This window comes from Nocardia sp. 852002-51101_SCH5132738 (genome assembly GCF_001665695.1).
In the GTDB taxonomy this organism is placed as follows: domain Bacteria; phylum Actinomycetota; class Actinomycetes; order Mycobacteriales; family Mycobacteriaceae; genus Nocardia; species Nocardia nova.
In genome coordinates this window covers 46,644-62,433 of the sequence record NZ_LZML01000164.1, presented here as the reverse complement: position 1 = coordinate 62,433, position 15,790 = coordinate 46,644, and the positions used below count along the sequence as shown (strand labels likewise).

General features: G+C 65.2%; 16 protein-coding genes. 9 read left to right on the top strand and 7 right to left on the bottom strand.

Annotation, left to right across the window (positions count from 1 at the left end; translation table 11 throughout):
- The first annotated feature begins 66 nt into the window (after positions 1-66).
- Positions 67-963 carry a lipase family protein gene (locus tag A5789_RS25685; protein WP_064903083.1) on the top strand — a complete coding sequence of 299 codons (897 nt, stop codon included), beginning with the start codon at positions 67-69 and terminating at the stop codon, positions 961-963.
- A 1,030-nt stretch (positions 964-1,993) separates the two neighbouring features.
- Here A5789_RS25685 and A5789_RS25680 read toward each other — a convergent pair.
- Complete coding sequence (locus A5789_RS25680) at positions 1,994-2,833, bottom strand: PHB depolymerase family esterase (RefSeq protein ID WP_064903085.1); 840 nt, start codon at positions 2,831-2,833, stop codon at positions 1,994-1,996.
- Between the two features lie 494 nt (positions 2,834-3,327).
- On the opposite strand from A5789_RS25680, the gene A5789_RS25675 reads away from it, so the two are divergent.
- The 4 genes from A5789_RS25675 (at position 3,328) to A5789_RS25655 (ending at position 6,447) form a co-directional block, all read left to right on the top strand.
- Entirely contained in the window at positions 3,328-3,582 is a 255-nt protein-coding gene (locus tag A5789_RS25675; RefSeq protein WP_155525768.1) for a hypothetical protein, read from the top strand.
- Between the two features lie 886 nt (positions 3,583-4,468).
- Positions 4,469-5,719, top strand: a complete 1,251-nt coding sequence (locus A5789_RS25665; protein ID WP_064903088.1) for an amidase domain-containing protein — start codon at positions 4,469-4,471, stop codon at positions 5,717-5,719.
- Positions 5,716-6,111 carry a hypothetical protein gene (locus A5789_RS25660; protein ID WP_064903090.1) on the top strand — a complete coding sequence of 132 codons (396 nt, stop codon included), beginning with the start codon at positions 5,716-5,718 and terminating at the stop codon, positions 6,109-6,111. Before A5789_RS25665 ends, A5789_RS25660 begins: the two co-directional genes overlap by 4 nt.
- A 12-nt stretch (positions 6,112-6,123) precedes the next feature.
- A complete protein-coding gene (locus A5789_RS25655) occupies positions 6,124-6,447 on the top strand; it encodes a hypothetical protein (protein WP_155525767.1) in 324 nt (107 codons plus the stop codon).
- A 33-nt stretch (positions 6,448-6,480) separates the two neighbouring features.
- Here A5789_RS25655 and A5789_RS25650 read toward each other — a convergent pair whose 3' ends face one another.
- The 4 genes from A5789_RS25650 to A5789_RS38090 form a co-directional block, all read right to left on the bottom strand.
- Positions 6,481-7,752, bottom strand: a complete 1,272-nt coding sequence (locus A5789_RS25650) for a cytochrome P450 (RefSeq protein ID WP_063017816.1) — start codon at positions 7,750-7,752, stop codon at positions 6,481-6,483.
- 148 nt (positions 7,753-7,900) lie between these two features.
- Complete coding sequence (locus tag A5789_RS25645) at positions 7,901-9,073, bottom strand: aminoglycoside phosphotransferase family protein (protein ID WP_063017814.1); 1,173 nt, start codon at positions 9,071-9,073, stop codon at positions 7,901-7,903.
- Positions 9,074-9,284: 211 nt separating this feature from the next.
- Entirely contained in the window at positions 9,285-9,716 is a 432-nt protein-coding gene (locus A5789_RS25640) for a hypothetical protein (protein ID WP_064903094.1), read from the bottom strand.
- A gap of 41 nt (positions 9,717-9,757) precedes the next feature.
- Positions 9,758-10,681 carry a nitroreductase/quinone reductase family protein gene (locus A5789_RS38090; protein WP_227462970.1) on the bottom strand — a complete coding sequence of 308 codons (924 nt, stop codon included), beginning with the start codon at positions 10,679-10,681 and terminating at the stop codon, positions 9,758-9,760.
- Between the two features lie 86 nt (positions 10,682-10,767).
- On the opposite strand from A5789_RS38090, the gene A5789_RS25630 reads away from it, so the two are divergent.
- Positions 10,768-11,355 (top strand): TetR/AcrR family transcriptional regulator, encoded by a 588-nt coding sequence (locus tag A5789_RS25630; RefSeq protein WP_063017810.1) that lies wholly within the window; start codon positions 10,768-10,770, stop codon positions 11,353-11,355.
- Between the two features lie 24 nt (positions 11,356-11,379).
- Here A5789_RS25630 and A5789_RS25625 read toward each other — a convergent pair whose 3' ends face one another.
- Positions 11,380-12,138 (bottom strand): histidine phosphatase family protein, encoded by a 759-nt coding sequence (locus tag A5789_RS25625; RefSeq protein ID WP_197516727.1) that lies wholly within the window; start codon positions 12,136-12,138, stop codon positions 11,380-11,382.
- A gap of 84 nt (positions 12,139-12,222) precedes the next feature.
- The gene (locus A5789_RS25620; RefSeq protein ID WP_064903097.1) at positions 12,223-12,843 is read right to left on the bottom strand and encodes a TetR/AcrR family transcriptional regulator; all 621 of its coding nucleotides are present in this window, start codon (positions 12,841-12,843) and stop codon (positions 12,223-12,225) included.
- A 76-nt stretch (positions 12,844-12,919) separates the two neighbouring features.
- Between A5789_RS25620 and A5789_RS25615 the strand changes: the two genes are divergently transcribed.
- The 3 genes from A5789_RS25615 (at position 12,920) to A5789_RS25605 (ending at position 15,790) form a co-directional block, all read left to right on the top strand.
- Complete coding sequence (locus tag A5789_RS25615) at positions 12,920-13,801, top strand: sterol desaturase family protein (protein ID WP_064903099.1); 882 nt, start codon at positions 12,920-12,922, stop codon at positions 13,799-13,801.
- Between the two features lie 375 nt (positions 13,802-14,176).
- Entirely contained in the window at positions 14,177-14,722 is a 546-nt protein-coding gene (locus A5789_RS25610) for an MSMEG_0572/Sll0783 family nitrogen starvation response protein (protein ID WP_030515292.1), read from the top strand.
- A 9-nt stretch (positions 14,723-14,731) separates the two neighbouring features.
- Complete coding sequence (locus tag A5789_RS25605) at positions 14,732-15,790, top strand: MSMEG_0568 family radical SAM protein (RefSeq protein WP_064903100.1); 1,059 nt, start codon at positions 14,732-14,734, stop codon at positions 15,788-15,790.

The window sequence follows — 15,790 nt, the reverse complement described above, 5'->3', positions numbered from 1 at the left end:
AATCTCTCCTTCAACCGCCCGTCCGAGGGCATCTGATCACAGATCGCCCGGACTTACACGGTTGCCATGACACCCCCGAACTACCGCCCGCCGTTCGACATGTCGATCGCCTACGAACAGCTGGCCGTCGATTATCTACTGGCACAAGGGATCGCGGTCGTCTTCACCGATTACGTCGGCCTCGGAACGCCGGGACCCCACCCCTACGGTAACCGCACTGCCTCGGCGCGTGCGGTAATCGACGCGGCACGTGCGGCGCAGCGCCTGCCGGGAACCTCATTGAGTTCGCAAGGGCCGGTTGGGTTCTGGGGCTATTCCCAAGGCGGTCACGCCGCCGCGGCCGCCGCGGAGCTCCAGCCGACCTACGCGCCGGAGCTGAACATGAAGGGCACCTACGCCGGCGCCCCGCCGGTCAAGCTGGACGACACCCTGGCCCGAGCCGAAGGAAGCACCCTGATCGGAGCCGTCGGCTATTTCCTCAACGGCGCCGTGCGCACCAACCCGGAAATCGAACCCGTGCTCGACCGTGTCCTCAACGATCAGGGCCGGGCCATGATGCGCAACACGGCCAACCAGTGCGTCGCGGAAACCTTGCTGAGCTACTCGTTCCAGCACACCTCGCAATGGACCACCACCGGCGAATCGCTGGGCGCGGCGGTCGTCGGCGACCCGGTCGGGCGACGCATCGTCGAAGAACAGGCGGTCGGAAACCTCACCCCCGCCTCACCGGTCCTGCTCGCCGCCAACGTCAATGACGACGCGGTCCCCTACAGTCGCGTGCACGACCTCGCGCAAACCTGGTGTTCGCGCGGGGTTCCAGTCACCCTCGATACCATCGAACTGCCACCACTCGTCCCGGGAACCGCTGTCGGCCATGGGATTCCCGAATTCGCCAACGTGCCGACAGCCGCCGCGTGGATAATCGACCGTTTCAACGATGCACCTGCGCCGCACTGCGTCTGATGCGGGGGTGTCTCTGAACGTCCACGGCTCTCGGCCTCAGCTGAGCCTGTCGACAGGAGACGCATCACCTCAACCGCGGCGCGTGGTTCCGTCCTGACAGCGGACTCGATCATCGCTCCACGCCCCGACGTCCCAATGAGCGACTCGGCGGTGACCTGACCATTTCCCGACTTCGCTCATGCACACTCACGATGGACGGCCGGTCGCAAAGCAGACAAGCCCGTACACGACGCGATTCGCAACGACTGTATCGGCATGACCGGCGATGCGACAGGCTGCAAAGAATGGGGCGAGTCCTACGACAAAGCCGCCCACCACACACTGCAAGTGTCCGCGAGCCTCGCCGACGCTCTCACCAACTACGACACCGTATTCTATTGCCCACGGCTACAACTGGGGAATCGCGAACAATCCGACCCGCCCCCACCCGCAGCCGGACACCAGCCAAGTCGGCTTATACACAGTCTCCCTGCCTACCGCGGTCGCGAAAGGCTGCGGGCGCGGGTTCGAAGACCACGGCGTCAAAGAGTTCTTCGACGAACTGGAGGATTGATGGGAGCCGATGAGGCACCTCGGGCCATCGTTGAGCACGAGGATCGTTGGCTGTTCAAGCCTCTACGCGGAAGAACCGTCACCAGGATAGAGTGGAAATCGGACCATCTCGAACTCGTCTTGGACGACGACCATTTCCGCATTCTGGTCGGGTACGACACCGAGCTGTCCGCTAGGTCCCTCGCCAAGGGCTCCCCCGACAGACATCGAATCGATCATTGGCACCGCGCTGAGGTTGAGGAATTCCTGGGGGCGAGGATGGTTTCGGCCGTGTTCTATCTTCGAAATTCAGCCACTGGATGCGTGGACGGGACAGCCTGTCAATCCACCTCATTGGTCAGGACGGCCGGAGTACCTGAAAGACAACTCCGATTCGGACGATATCAACGATTGATCATCAGGAATCTCCGGCGAACCCCGTCAGGTTGATCAGCCTGATTCGTTGGCGCGCAACGGGTCCCGTCGCGCGCCTGAGCTGTCACGGTAGTGGGTGGTTCTGGAACAGTTGCCACATGCGGGCACGCACATCCGCGCCGCGGTCGCCGCTCGGCCAATCATGGCTGCCTGCTTTGTATTTGCGCCAGACGACGTTGGCGCCCTGCTCGCAGGAATACCGGTAGCCTTCCGCTACTTCGGGGCCGGATTCGGTGGCGGCGTCGTTGCTGCAGCCGATGGTGCCGCGCCACTGGAGGTGTGCCGCATAGACCGGGGCCTGGGTGAAGTCGTTGTCGGCGGTGAAGAATCCGAAGGACAGTTTGCGGATCGGGACGCCGTCTTCGCAGCCGCCGTGCGAGCCGCCGGCATACATCGCTACCGCGCCCAGTTGTGCTGATGCGGCGCAGGCCATGCGGGAGGTCATTTGGCCGCCGTTGGAGTGGCCGGACATATAGACACGCTTGGTGTCGACGCACCAGTGGCTCTCGATGTCGGCGATGACCTGTTGCAGGAAGTCGACGTCGTGCCGGTTGCCGTTTTCGAAGTACCAGCTGCGGTCGTCGGGGCGGTTGGGGTCGGTGACGTCGTCTTTGCCGCCTTGCGGGTAGGCGACGATGAATTTCTGCTGTGCGGCGAAAGGTGTCCAGCCCGATTGGGTTTCGTGCCTGCTGGGGTTGCTTCCGCCGCCGTGGAGCGCGACCAGCAGTGGCGCGGCGCCGGTCAGGCCGCTGGGAACGCGCAGCAGGTAGGGCTGACCGTTGACGGTGCGAGTCACCGAGGCGGCAGCCAGGGAGCAGGCCGCGGGCGCAGGGTCCGACTCCCCTGGAGCCGACTCGGCCGCGGCGGTCGCGCTCGACATCGCGAGCGCGAATATGGCAGACATGACTGTTACAGCCCGGCATACCGGTCCGGACATGCGTGTGCGATGCAACGAATCCTCCCACCCCACAGGAAAATTGAAATACTTCCATTCAAATCTATCGCCCGGCAGGGGTGGGCTCGCTCAGGTTCGACAGCATTTGTGACAGCTCCCGAGCCTCGCCCTCGATGTGTCAGAATTTCCGACCTTCCAGGGCTGTGAACATTTCGGGCCAGCGACCGACTGCTACACCACGGCGCCGACGTCTAAAGGGCCGATCCGATAGCGCTGGCTCACGCGTTGCGAGCGCGCCGACTCCGCGACCGCCGCGGGCAACTGACCTCTTCTGGTACTGATGCACCGGCGGTTATCAGGGCGTACAGCATCCCGCTGGGTCGCGGCTCCCCCACAGCTCTTCACCCTCGCAAGCAGCCGGTCCGCCTATCTGCGCAAAGCCCCCCCGATCCACTCCGAAACATGATCACTTCACACTATGCTGGCTCGAACGCTGAAACCTGATGCAGTTGTTCGAGAGGAACACTATGAAACGGCTTGCCGTCCTCGCGGTCGCAGTCGCCGCCTTCGGTATCGCTCCCGCGGGCATCGCCGGCGCAGAAGCCGGAATCCCCTTGGAGTACAGCAACACTGACCAGATCACCGCGAACTCACCCGTCGTCCTGCAAACCGGCTCGACGGTGATCGATCTGCTCGCGTACATCGGCGCCGGCTGCATCGGCAGCTGGAGCCCGGCTCCGCCCGCGCACTGCCTTTGATTCCGGATTCCGATGATTCGGATCGACGGCTCATCACCACCCTCGAGCCCGGCCCGCCTAACCACATCAGCGATCCGCCGCCCACCCTCCGATCGACGCCGGTTCGACAGCATCACGCGCCCGACCGCACCGACCTCGCTCCCACCCACGACACTCTGAGACAATAGGGACGTGAGCACCACCATCAGCCACAAAAGTGGACATCGACTCGGCGACCTGACCGGCGCCGCGACTGGGACAGCGGCGCTCGTCGCCCGGTAATTCGATGTCTGACCAGGAAGTACCGGGATCGCGATCCGCACCGAAGGACACCGGAGCGGGCGCGCCTAAGGTTGTCCAGCTGCCCCGGCGTCCCCGGCGGGTGGCGCAGGACGCTGCCCAACCCGCCCGCAAGACGTGGCGTTCGGAGGGCAGCCGCGTCAACGATCCGCCTCCGACCAGACCCGTCATGCGATCGGAATTGCAGCGGGAGACCGGGGCATGGCCGGTGAACCCTGCTGCGGCGTGGCACGGCCCCGCGGTGGGCGATTCGAGCCCTGCGGCGGATGACGCCTGCCCCGGCGATCAGGACGCGAGCGTCGTCGACTTGGACGAACTGCGACGGAAACGAGCTGGTGAAGCTGCCCCAGCCGCCGGCATCCGGCGGATCGCCAAACCGCGCCGGATCGGCAAAGGTGCGGCCGATGGCTCCGGCGGCGAGGCCGGCAGTCGCGAGAATACTCAGGATTCTCCGTCGACCGAGGGGTATACCGGCCGACACCGCAAATAGCCCGGCGGCGTGCGGTTCGTCCGGCCGAGATCGCCGCGCCACCAAATTTGTTCCATTTGCCCGTTTTTGGCGCTTTGACTACCCTCAGGCCACCATCAAAGCACGGGGGGGACGGTCATGGATCTGCATCAACTCAGGTACGCCGATCCGGGCAGCTGGCAGGCCGCGGCCGATGATCTGCTGGCGGCGGCCAAGGATTGCGAGGAGGCCGTCGCCGAGATCCATGCCAATGGATCGCGGCGGCTGGAGGAATCCTGGACCGACTATCTGGGTGAGCTCGTGCGCGGGCGGATCTCCGATGTCACGGGAAAGTTGGAGGAGATCGGCGTCCTGCTGCGAGGTGCCGTCACCGCGCTGGACACGTTGGAAGACGCGGCTCGGATCGCGCAGGCACAGGCCGGTTCGGCGATCACGGCGGGGACGGTCGCGGGCCTGGAGCTCGAGGGCGACGTTCTGGTCGTACCCGCCGGGCATCACGATCCTGCGACCGCGGCGGATGACTGCCGGCGGTACAACGCGCTGATCAAGGATGCGATCGATGCGGCGGATCGGGCCGACCAGGAAGTCGCCGGCGCGCTGCGCAATCTGAATATCAACGTCGACACCAGCTCGCTCGACGATGCGTTGAAACAGCAGTCCGCGGCAGTGGCCGACGCACTCGACGCCATTCGCGAGACCCTGCCGCAGGGCCAGCCCCCCGATGTGGTGAAGGCGTGGTGGGACTCGCTGGCCGTCGATCGGCGCAAACAACTCATGTTGGCGGTGCCGGTCGAACTTCACGACCTCAACGGAATCCCCGACAGCGTGAAGAAGGAGCTCGAGGGTTCCAACGGCTACAACGCTGTGAAGGCGGTGCAGTTCGCTCGCGACCACGCGAACGATACCTCGATCGACAAATTCCAGAACAACTGCGCGAATTTTGTTTCCACCACCCTCGCGTCGGCCGGCCTCGACTACAAAGGCACCCTGACCACCGATTCGGACGGCTGGAACCGCAGCCGGGCCGCGGGAATCAACTTCGACCCGCCGGGGCCCGGTTCCCTGCAGGGACTGAGCCACAGCGATACCTGGTTCAATGCCGAGAAGCAGAAGAACTTCTTCCTGAACAATGGGGCGGAGGAGGTCGGGACCGCCGGCGCGAAACCCGGTGATCTCGTCTACTGGGAGCACACGCAGAACGTCGGCGACTACAAGCCGGGCGAAGCGCACCACACGGCAGTGGTCACCGCGGTGCTTCCCAACGGCGACATCCTCTACTCCCAGCACACCACCAACGGGAAGGACTTCAGCCTGACCGACCGGATCGGATTCTCGAATCGGGCACACAGAACGTGCGGATCATTCGGCCGAAGGAGACCTGGTAGTTGAAACGCCCTGCGATCGTGGCCGCCGCGATCTTCCTCGCCTGCTTCGCATCTGCCGTTCTCCTACTGGTGGTGGCCGATCACAAACTCGCGGAGCGGACGGACGTTCTTCTCGAATCGCATTGTGCGCGAAGCATTCCCGTTCCGACGGCCGCCACCGCCTCCAGCTGGGCCGCGACAGCCCTCTTGATCTGTGCTGCCGCAGCGGCAGTGGTGTTCATCGTCGCCGCCGCGCGATTCTCCTCGACCTCGAGGAAGGTCCTCGCGATCGTCGTCGCGGCGTCGGCGATGATCATCAGCGTCGGTTACGCGTTGGTCGTGGGATCCGCGCTGCTGCAATCGAATACCGACGAACCGATCTCGCCTCGCTACCATCCGTGCGAAGCGTTCTTCTGACAGGGCTTCATCATGACAGACGTTTGTATCGACCCGGCCACCGCGCAACAGGCCGGGGTGGACATCTCCACCAACAGCAATGAATCCCGAACCCGGCTCGAGCAACAATTCGATGAGATCGAACCGGCGCGGCAAGCGAACGAAGGCTGGCAGAGCGGACCGGCGCTCGTCGATTTCGCGTCGGCGCGGAAACAGGACATCCTGTCCAGCCTGGCGGAACTCGAGAGCATCGGAAAGAAGATCGTCGAGGTCGTCAGCGCGCGAACCAGCGTCGACGAACGGTATGCGGCCAGTCTCGGTCGAATCGGGAAGGCCGTGGACTCCATGTCCGAATAGCAGTGGTCGCGCGATCCTCGGCCTGCTCGGCTCTCACCCCGGCATTGCCGGCTTGTTGTTCAAATTCAGCGGCTCGGTCCGCGGGAATGTCACCGGCAGGGCCGTCAAGGCCCGGTGGAACGGTCCCGGCCGCCAGCTCGGCGCATCCGTCGCGAGCTCGATTTCGGGGAGGGCGTCGAGGAGTTGGTCGATCGCTTCCTGGGCGATCAGATACGCGATCGACTGCGCGGGGCAGGCGTGCGGGCCGATGCCCCAGGCCAGGTGCGATCGGTTGCCCGTCATATCGTCGCTGCGAATCACGGGGTCGTTGTTGCAGGCGGCCATGCTGATGACAACCGGCTGATTGGCGGGTAGCCAGACGTCGTCGATCAGCATGGGCTGGCGGGGGTAGGTGATCAGGAGGTTCGCCAGCGGCGGGTCGTTGAACAACACCTCGTCGACCGCGTCGCGGGAGGAGAGATTGCCGCCGAGCACACTGCCGCCGAATCGGTTGTCGGTGAGGACCAGCAGCAACGTGTTGGCGATGAGGTTCAGCTCGAATTCGATTCCGGTGCCGTAGATCTGGGAGACGTGGTGGGAGACCTCGGTGTCGTCGAGGGCGGCCGGGTGTTGTTGCAGTACCGAGGTGATGTCGTTGCTCGGGGTGGCTCGTTTGAGGCGCACCAGACTCATCAGCGCCTCGCCGAGGATGCGGTTGCCCTGTTCGGCGTCGACGCCTTCGAGCAGTTTGGCCGTTCCGGCCGCGACCTGCGCGCCGATCTCCGGCGGGCAACCGAGCATCACGTTCACGAGTTCGAATGCGAGGGGGTAGATGTACTGGGTGATCAGTTCCGCCTTGCCGTCCTGGCAGAAGCTGTTGATCAGGGGAAGCGTGGCCTTCTCGACCGCCGCGCGCAACGAGTGCAGGTCGACGGCGTCGATACCGGCGGTAATGGCCTCACGGTAGCGGTGGAAATCGGCACCGGAACTTCTGCTGGCCATCGGGCGCCATTCCAGCAGCGGAAGGATCGGGCAATCCGAGGGCACGGTCTGCTGCCACACGCGCGGGTCTGCGGGAAAGTGTTCGGGGTCGTTGAGAATTCGCACCGCGGTGCGGTAGCCGATCACCAGCGTCGCGGGCACGCCCGGCGCCAGTTCGACGGGCGCGAGCGAGCCGTATCGGCTGCGCATTTCGCGGTAGACGCGGTGCGGGTCGTCGGAGAAATCCGGGGTGAACAGCGGGACTCGCGGGCCGTCGGAACTCGTCGGAGAGCCGTGGGCAACGGGACACATCGTCGGGCGGGTCGGGAACTGTGACGTAGTCATCAACCACTCCAGTTGTCGTATCGCACGCTGCGTCGAACTGCATGACGCGATGTCGCGCGCGTCGAAGGCTGCGGTAGTCGCACCGGACGACCCTGGCCGGGACGACCATCGGCAGCACGATGATCATTCGTGGTAAAGCGTTGGTGCGTCAGACGCCGAGGGCGCCCAGCGAATCGTTGTCGTCGATGGCCGTGGTGATGCGCCGTAACAGGGTCAGGCAGGTTTCGTTCGACTGCATCTTGGGCTGATAACTCGCACGCCCGATGGTGAAAGCCCATGCGGCGTAGGCGAACAGCGACTGCTGCCGGTAGAGCAACCAGGCGTCCTCGAAGGCCGGGGGCTTGCCGCCGGCCTCTCCCAGTTCGTCCAGGTAGGCCGCCAGCAGGTCCCTGTCCCATAGTCGGCGGTCTTCCGGCTCGCATCCGGAATTGACGGTGTAGGCGAAATCGTGTGCCCATCCGCCCCGCATCACGACCTGCCAGTCCACGAAACCCATGCGGCCGGCGCTCGTGCGGTAGGTCTGCCCGATGTGGGGATCGCCGTGCAGCAGTGTCGGCGGAACCTCTTCGGTCGCGATGGTGACCGCCCGCTCGACGCCGGCCCACAGCCGTTCGCTGCTGCCGTGCAGGGCGGGCGGAACAACCTCTTCCGCGCGGCGCAGGCCCACTTCGCACCGCTTCTTCATATCGATCGCGGACAGATACACGTCGAGCATGTACGCCGGGGTGTTGAGGACGTCGATCGCCTCGGATTCCCAGAAGGTGCCGTGCAGGCGGGCGAGATTGCGGACCAGATCCTCGGCTTGCTCGCGGGTGATCGAGGCGGTGGGTTCGCTGAAGACGGCGCCGCGAGTCGCGGCGATGTCCTCCATCAGGGCGATCGACCGCCACGAGGCCGGGTCGGACGCGCCCCAGTATCCGATCGGCGCCTCGATGTCGACGGCGGGGCGGAAGTCGCGGAAGAACCGGGTTTCCCCGTCGATCATCTTTCCGCCGCCCAGCAGGATCCGCTGGCTGAAACTGGTGGTGGTCTTGGCGAACAAGCGGGTCGGCAACTGCGCCCGGGTCCCCACATCGTTGTATTCGACCGTGATCGCCACCCTCGTCGAGGTGCCGCTGCTGCCGTTGGACGTCTCGAAGCCCGACACCTCGGCGCCGGGAACATCGCGGCACAGCACCGCGGTCAGCCATTCGGGGGTGATCTTGTCACCGGAGATCGGCACGTCGGCGAGGGAGCGCAATCTGGGTCCGTGAATCTTCTCGCCCAGCATCCGGGTTCCGACGGTGACAGAACGACCGAGCAACCAGAGCTTGTGATTCACGCACGTATCTCGATTCCACTGTAAGACAACGATTATCCGAGCGATCCGACGCCTCCACCGATCGCGGCGCCAGAGGCACAGTACCTTACATCAGTCGAAAGCGTTGTAAGACAATGAATTACCGAAGCCGTCGTTACTCATCAGTACATACGGACGAGTCGGGTTTGAGATGCGGCTCCTCTCCCGCGACGGAGCGCACGCCAGGAAGCGATCATGCGGAGCCGGAGTTGCCGGCGCCGACCTGATCGGATTCGGATTTCCGGTCGCCTGCCACCCCGAGCAGAGTTGCGAAGAGGAGGGGCGCGAGTGTCTGATAACCGATCCAGAGTTCGCCGGCCGCCCTGTTCCCCTGCCATGCCAGCAGCAGCGCGACGAGGGTGACAACCGTCCAGCCGGTGTCGTAGCCGATCATGAGCCGCATAATTGTGCTCATCGGGCGGCTGCGCAGGTATGCGAATTCACCGGCGCCTGCGATGAGCAGGGCTGCGGCGCAGGCGATCATGAGCCAGGTGGCGACACCGAGTCGATGACTCAGCGATTCGGCGCCGATGATGTAGACGGCGGCGAGCACTATTTTGACGGTGCCGTCGGCAACGACTCCCAGGGCATGCCCGGTGACGGGCGTAAACGACGTGCGGATCATTGGTTCCTCTCCGAATACAGCACCGGCGACGACATTCGGCCTCAGGAGACCGGCTCGATGCGAAAGACGGCGCAGCGGCCCGCCGCGTCCGCGAAGCTGTCCGGCGAGCCGGATTCGACCAGACCATTCCTGACGAAAGCTTGTGCACCCCTGGGATTTTGCACAGGAAACGCACGCAGCATGGGTTGGCGCTGCGGTTCGGGCACTTCGATCAGATTCACGACCCGGGATTTCCGGCCGCGAGCGAGCACACCGCGTCCTGCCGCGCGGGCATTCTCGACCCATTCGGCGTTCGGATAGGCCTGCACGAGGTACCGGTCGCCGTCGAGCTGTATCGGGGCGACGGGCGTGGTCCGGGGAATTCCCGTCGAACGACCCGCAACGGTGAGCAGGTGGATGGGGCCGAACGGCAGGCCGATGCGATGGGCGGTGACGACGATGCGATTGCGGAAGTCGCGTCGCGAGGGTGACCGATGCGGATTGTCCTTCCGGCGGATGCCGTCGTCGGCCGCGGCGAATCCGACCACCGCGACGATCACCAGAACGAATGCGGCTACGGCGCAACCGGTTCGGGTGAAATGGAACAGTTCCCAGCGTCGCAGGATATCGGCGTAATTCGCCGGCGGGGTGCCTACCGCCCACCGTTTGATCTGCTGATTGATCGGCACGTTCCCGAATCGCGTCACCAGGAAGGAGAGCAACACCAGCACCGTCGCGCTCGCGGCGATCCGACGCTGCCCTCCCCGCGATCGCACCGCGAGCACCAAGGTACCGAGCACCGCCAGCGCCATCAGCGATTGCATGACCGGGCCGTTGACTCGCATGAGCGCGACATGGAACGTGAACCGAACATCAAGGGGCACTTCACGAAACGCGTACAGCACATTGACGGCGCCGTAGCCGAACGCTCCGGCCAGCAGACCGGGGAACAGGAGTGCGGCTCCCCGGACAAGTTTCGACAGCATCGAGACTCCCATCTGAGTATCGCAACATCGAGTTGCGATATCGTCAGCATGCCCGCCCGTCCGCGATATCGCAACTAGGAGTTGCAATGAGTTCGTCTGCGCCTCTGGGACGTGGACCGAAGGTCCGCGCCGCCGTGCTCGCCGCCACCGTCGACGAGCTGAGCGAACGCGGATACGCCGCGTTCACGATCGACAACGTCGCCCAGCGCACCGGAGTGCACAAGACCACCGTCTACCGGCGATGGCCCGACCGCGACAGCCTGATCGCCGAGGCGCTGGCCGAGAGTGTCGCGGCGGAAATCCCCATTCCCGATACCGGTTCGGTCGACGAGGATCTCCGCGCGCTGGCGCGCAGCCTCGTCGCCTGGGCCGACAGCGCCTCCGGGCGAGCCATTCTGGCCGTGCTGGTGTCCACCGCCGCGGGCCTGCCCGCACCCCCGAACTCGGCACGCCATGTCTTCCGCGATCGGATTCGGCAAACGCTGCCGGTGGTGACGCGCGCGATCGCTCGTGGGGAGCTACCCGAAGGCACCGATCCGGCGGAGATGATCAAAACGCTGGTGGCGCCGATCTACTTCCGCGTTCTGATCACCGGAGAGCGGGTGGACGACGGCACCGCGGACGCCGCCGCGAAGGTGGCTCTGACGGCCGCGCGTGCCGCGCTGTTCACCTGAACGGGCGAGTGGGTCGCGCCCCGCTCACTCGTCGATGGTCCCCGGCATCGTCTTGTCGCGCGCGGATGTCGTAATGCCCCATGCGGCGAGCCGCAGATGGTGCTCGCCGTTGTGCCAGTGCGTGATCGAGGCGTTCGGCACCGGCGGCATATCAGCCGGTGGCGTCGCACCCACACCGGCCAGGACGTGTGCTGCGGTGACGACGATCGCGTCGTGGGCGACGATCAGAATCCGCTCGGCGGTGGTCCGGTCGAGTTCGGTGAGCAGATCGCGCATCCGCAGCGCGACATCTGCCGGCGATTCCCCACCCGGCGGCCGATAGAACCATTCGCCGAGGCGGGCGCGGCGCTCGAACTCCTGCGGCGCTCGGCGTCGAATGGCTTGCGGCGGAAAGAGTTCGAAGATTCCCATCTCGCGGTCACGGCAGCGTTCGTCGGTCACCATGGGTAAGGCGCCGGCGCCTTCGGCAGTGCGCGCCATCGCCGCCCAGGTCTGTTGCGCGCGCAGATACGGTGAGCACACCACCAGCTGCGGCGCTCGCTCCGGGTCCAGCCCGGCCAGCCAGCGTCCGAGCCCGGCGGCTTGCTCGTACCCTGTGGGCGAGAGCTCGACATCGCAGTCGCTGCCGGGGAAGGGCTCGTCGGCGCCGGCGCTGAACGCGGCATTGGCTCGGCTTTCGCCGTGGCGGATGATCCAGAGGTCGCGCAGGCGATACTGCGGCGGGATCCCGGCCGAGCGGTCTCCCGGAGCCGCACTCGTCGGGTCCGGACCCCTTGCCGTCATCCGATCCTCCCTGTTTCGGTCCCCTACTTCGACCAGGATGCGCGTGCTCGGCGCGCCGAGTTCGATGGTTCTACACGAGCCGTTTCAGCGGGTTGCTCCGATCGAGAAGACGATCTCGATCAAACGGGTGAAGCGGGCGGTCAGGTCGGCGGCCGATTCTTCGGGATGTGCTCGCGCCCAGGCCATTACCGCGTCGACCGCGGCGGTCCAGATGCCGGCGAGGGCTTCGATATCGCGTTCGTCGGTGTCGCCCAGGGCGTCGAGGAACCGGCGTACGCCCGAGTCGGCGTGTGCGGCGATCCGGTGGCGGTAGCCGTGTACCAGGTCCGCCACCGCACCGGTCGGCGGTGCGGTCGGGTCGTGGATGATCCGCCAGGCGGTGCGATCCGGGCCGAGGGTGTCGAAGAGGCCGCGCAAGGCGTTGCCTGGCATCGCGAAAGGTGCTGTGGCGGGGTTCATTTCGTCGTCGAGGCGCTCCAGGAGCGGGTCGGCCAGCGCGGTCAGGCACTCCGCGTAGAGCTGTTCCTTCGAGGTGAAGTGCTGGTAGACCAGGGCCTTGGAGATGCCCGCGCGCCCGGCGATGGACACCATCGACACTGCGGCGAATCCGCGTTCGGCGAACTCCCGCATGGCGGCGATCAGGATCTCCTCGCGACGGTCCTGCGCGGGCATGCCCTTGGTTCCGAGTCTGGCGGCCGTTGACATGCGCCCGAACTTACCCTACGGTCACTTTCAATGAAGTGACCGTAGGGTCATATAATCGTTCCGGAGAGTGCCTGCGATGACCCTGTGGGAACAGATCAACCAGCCGGTGACCTACGCGGTTCCGTTCTTCGTGCTCGCGATGGTCCTGGAGATCGCCGCCCTGCGCGGTCACGCCGAGGGCCGCGCCGGCTACGACGTGATCGACGCGCGGACCAGCCTGACCATGGGCTTCGTCTCACTCTTCGTCAGCGGTGCCGCGAAATTCGCCGCACTCATCGGCTATGCCGTGCTGTACGTGCACGCCCCCTGGCACGTCGACCCGCGCAACCCGCTGTCGTGGGTGGCAGTCATGCTCGCGGTGGATCTGCTCTGGTACGCCTATCACCGCCTCGCGCATCGAGTCCGGGTGGTCTGGGCGGCGCATCAGGTGCACCACAACAGCCGGTACTTCAACTACGCGACCGCACTGCGCCAGAAGTGGAATCCGTGGTTCGAACTGTTGGCCTGGGTTCCGCTGCCGCTCCTGGGTGTGCCGCCGTGGATGATCTTCACGGCCTGGTCGTTCAACCTCGTCTACCAGTTCTGGGTGCACACCGAGACCATCGGAAAACTCCCTCGCTGGTTCGAATTCGTCTTCAACACCCCCTCCCATCACCGCGTGCACCATGCCAGCGATCGGGAGTATCTGGACCGTAATTACGGTGGCATCCTGATTCTGTGGGACCGCATGTTCGGCACCTTCCGCGCGGAGACCTTCCGCCCCACCTACGGACTCACGAAGAACATCGACAGCTCGAACGTCCTCACGCTCCAGTACTACGAATTCGGCGCCTTGTGGCGGGATCTGCGCTCCACCAAGCGAATTCGCGAATGGGCCGGATATTTGTTCGGGCCGCCCGGATGGGAACCTGGCACCGCACGCACGGGCGAGATCGGCGATCGAATTCCCGAAGCCTGACCGCATCGGCATCGTATTCCGGGCGACAACCATCTGCCCGAGCGCGGCCGGCAGCCGCGTCGATGACGCTCCTGTTACAAATCGGCTCTTGCCACGGCAGCCGAATGTTAACGGCGGGAGAGAAATCCCAGCACGCTGATTACGCGGCAGGGCATCCGCCTTCCGAAATTCCACGTATTCGGATGCCGGGTGCGTCGAGACATGTTGCCGCACAACCGATTATCAGCGCTGAATCACGATCGTAGACGGTGAAGACCCGGCAACGTCGTATTACTCCGGATGTGACCATCACGAAACACCTGGGGCGTGAACTGAACCCATCGGTGAATCACCTCGATTCCTCACCGGTCCTCGTCACATCCCCAGGAGACAAGCATGTCCGCACCCACCGAAACCACCTCCGAGATCGACAAGGCGATCGAGGAGAACATCGCGAAATCGCTGTCCGAGATTCCGCATCCGGCGCTGCCGAAAGGCACCAATATCTATGGCGCCACCAAAATCTTTCCCGACTATCAGGCCGAGGCCGGGGAAACATACTTCACCCTGGTGCACGGGATCGCGCACGAGTCGTCGGTGAGTTTCGTGGCCGTCCTGCAGGCGACTCGGGCGCTGCGCAAGGGGTTCGAGTCGGCGATCTACTTCTATGGGCCGGGTGCGATCAACTGCATCGCCAACCGCGGATTCCCGACCACCGGGGACAGCGGTTTTCCGGGTGAGCAGAACATCAACGACGCGCTGTCGACCTTCATCAAGGAGGGCGGCAAGGTATTCGCCTGCCGCTTCGGTCTGGCTCTGCACGGGGCCCGCGAGGAGGACCTGATCGAGGGGGTCATTCCCGCGCATCCGCTGGATGTGCAGGATGCGCTGATCTACTACGCACGCAAGGGCGCGATCATCAACTCCACCTATCAGGTGTAGGCGGTCGGCATGACCGAGGTATCCACGCGAGTAGACCTGGCGCTACTCGGTATTCGCGTCGATGTGCCGGTGCAGCGCCGTTCCGGAGCCGGGCCCAGCGACGACGGTCATGTGTCGTTCGGGGGTGCCGGCGCTGCCATTCCCATCCGATCCGACAGCCCCTACACGCTGAGCGGGGATCGTCTGCTGCGCGACGGCACCGATCTCGGCGTCATCGTCGAGCCGGTGCGGCGGCCCAGGTTCTACGACCTGCGCACCGCCGAGGGCATCGGCTACGAGCAGATCGCGAGGCTGCACGGCACGGATGTGCTCGCGACGACGGTGGTCCAGACGTGCATTCGATACGGCGAGGACCAACGTTGCCGATTCTGCGCGATCGAGGCGTCGCTGGCGGCGGGCACGACCGTCGCGGTCAAGCGGCCCGAGCACCTTGCCGAGGTCGCGGCCGCCGCGGTCCGGCTCGACGGGGTGCGGCAGATGGTGATGACCACCGGCACCACCGCCGGAAAGGACCGTGGCGCACGACATCTCGCGCGCTGTGTGCGGGCGGTGAAGCGCACCGTGCCGCAGCTGCCGATTCAGGTGCAGTGTGAGCCACCCGGGGATCTGTCGGTCCTCGCGGAGCTGCGGGCGGCGGGAGCGGAATCCATCGGCATTCATGTCGAATCGCTGGACGATCGGGTCCGTGCGCGCTGGATGCCGGGCAAATCGACGTTGCCGCTCGCGGATTACCGGGCGGCGTGGACCGAGGCGGTGCGGGTGTTCGGGCGCAACCAGGTGTCGACCTATCTCCTGGTAGGGCTCGGCGAGGATCCCGACGAACTGGTCGGTGGGGCACGGGAATTGATCGCGATGGGTGTGTACCCCTTCATCGTTCCCTTCCGGCCGCTCGCCGGAACCCTCGCCGTCGACGTCGACAACGCGAGCGCACCCTCACCGGCGCTGCTCGAGGACGTAACGCGAAGGGTCGCAACCGAACTGCGGCGCGCTGGGATGCGCGGCGCCGATCAGGCGGCCGGGTGCGCGGCATGCGGCGCGTGCAGTGTGCTGCGCACCGCGGGAGGCTGA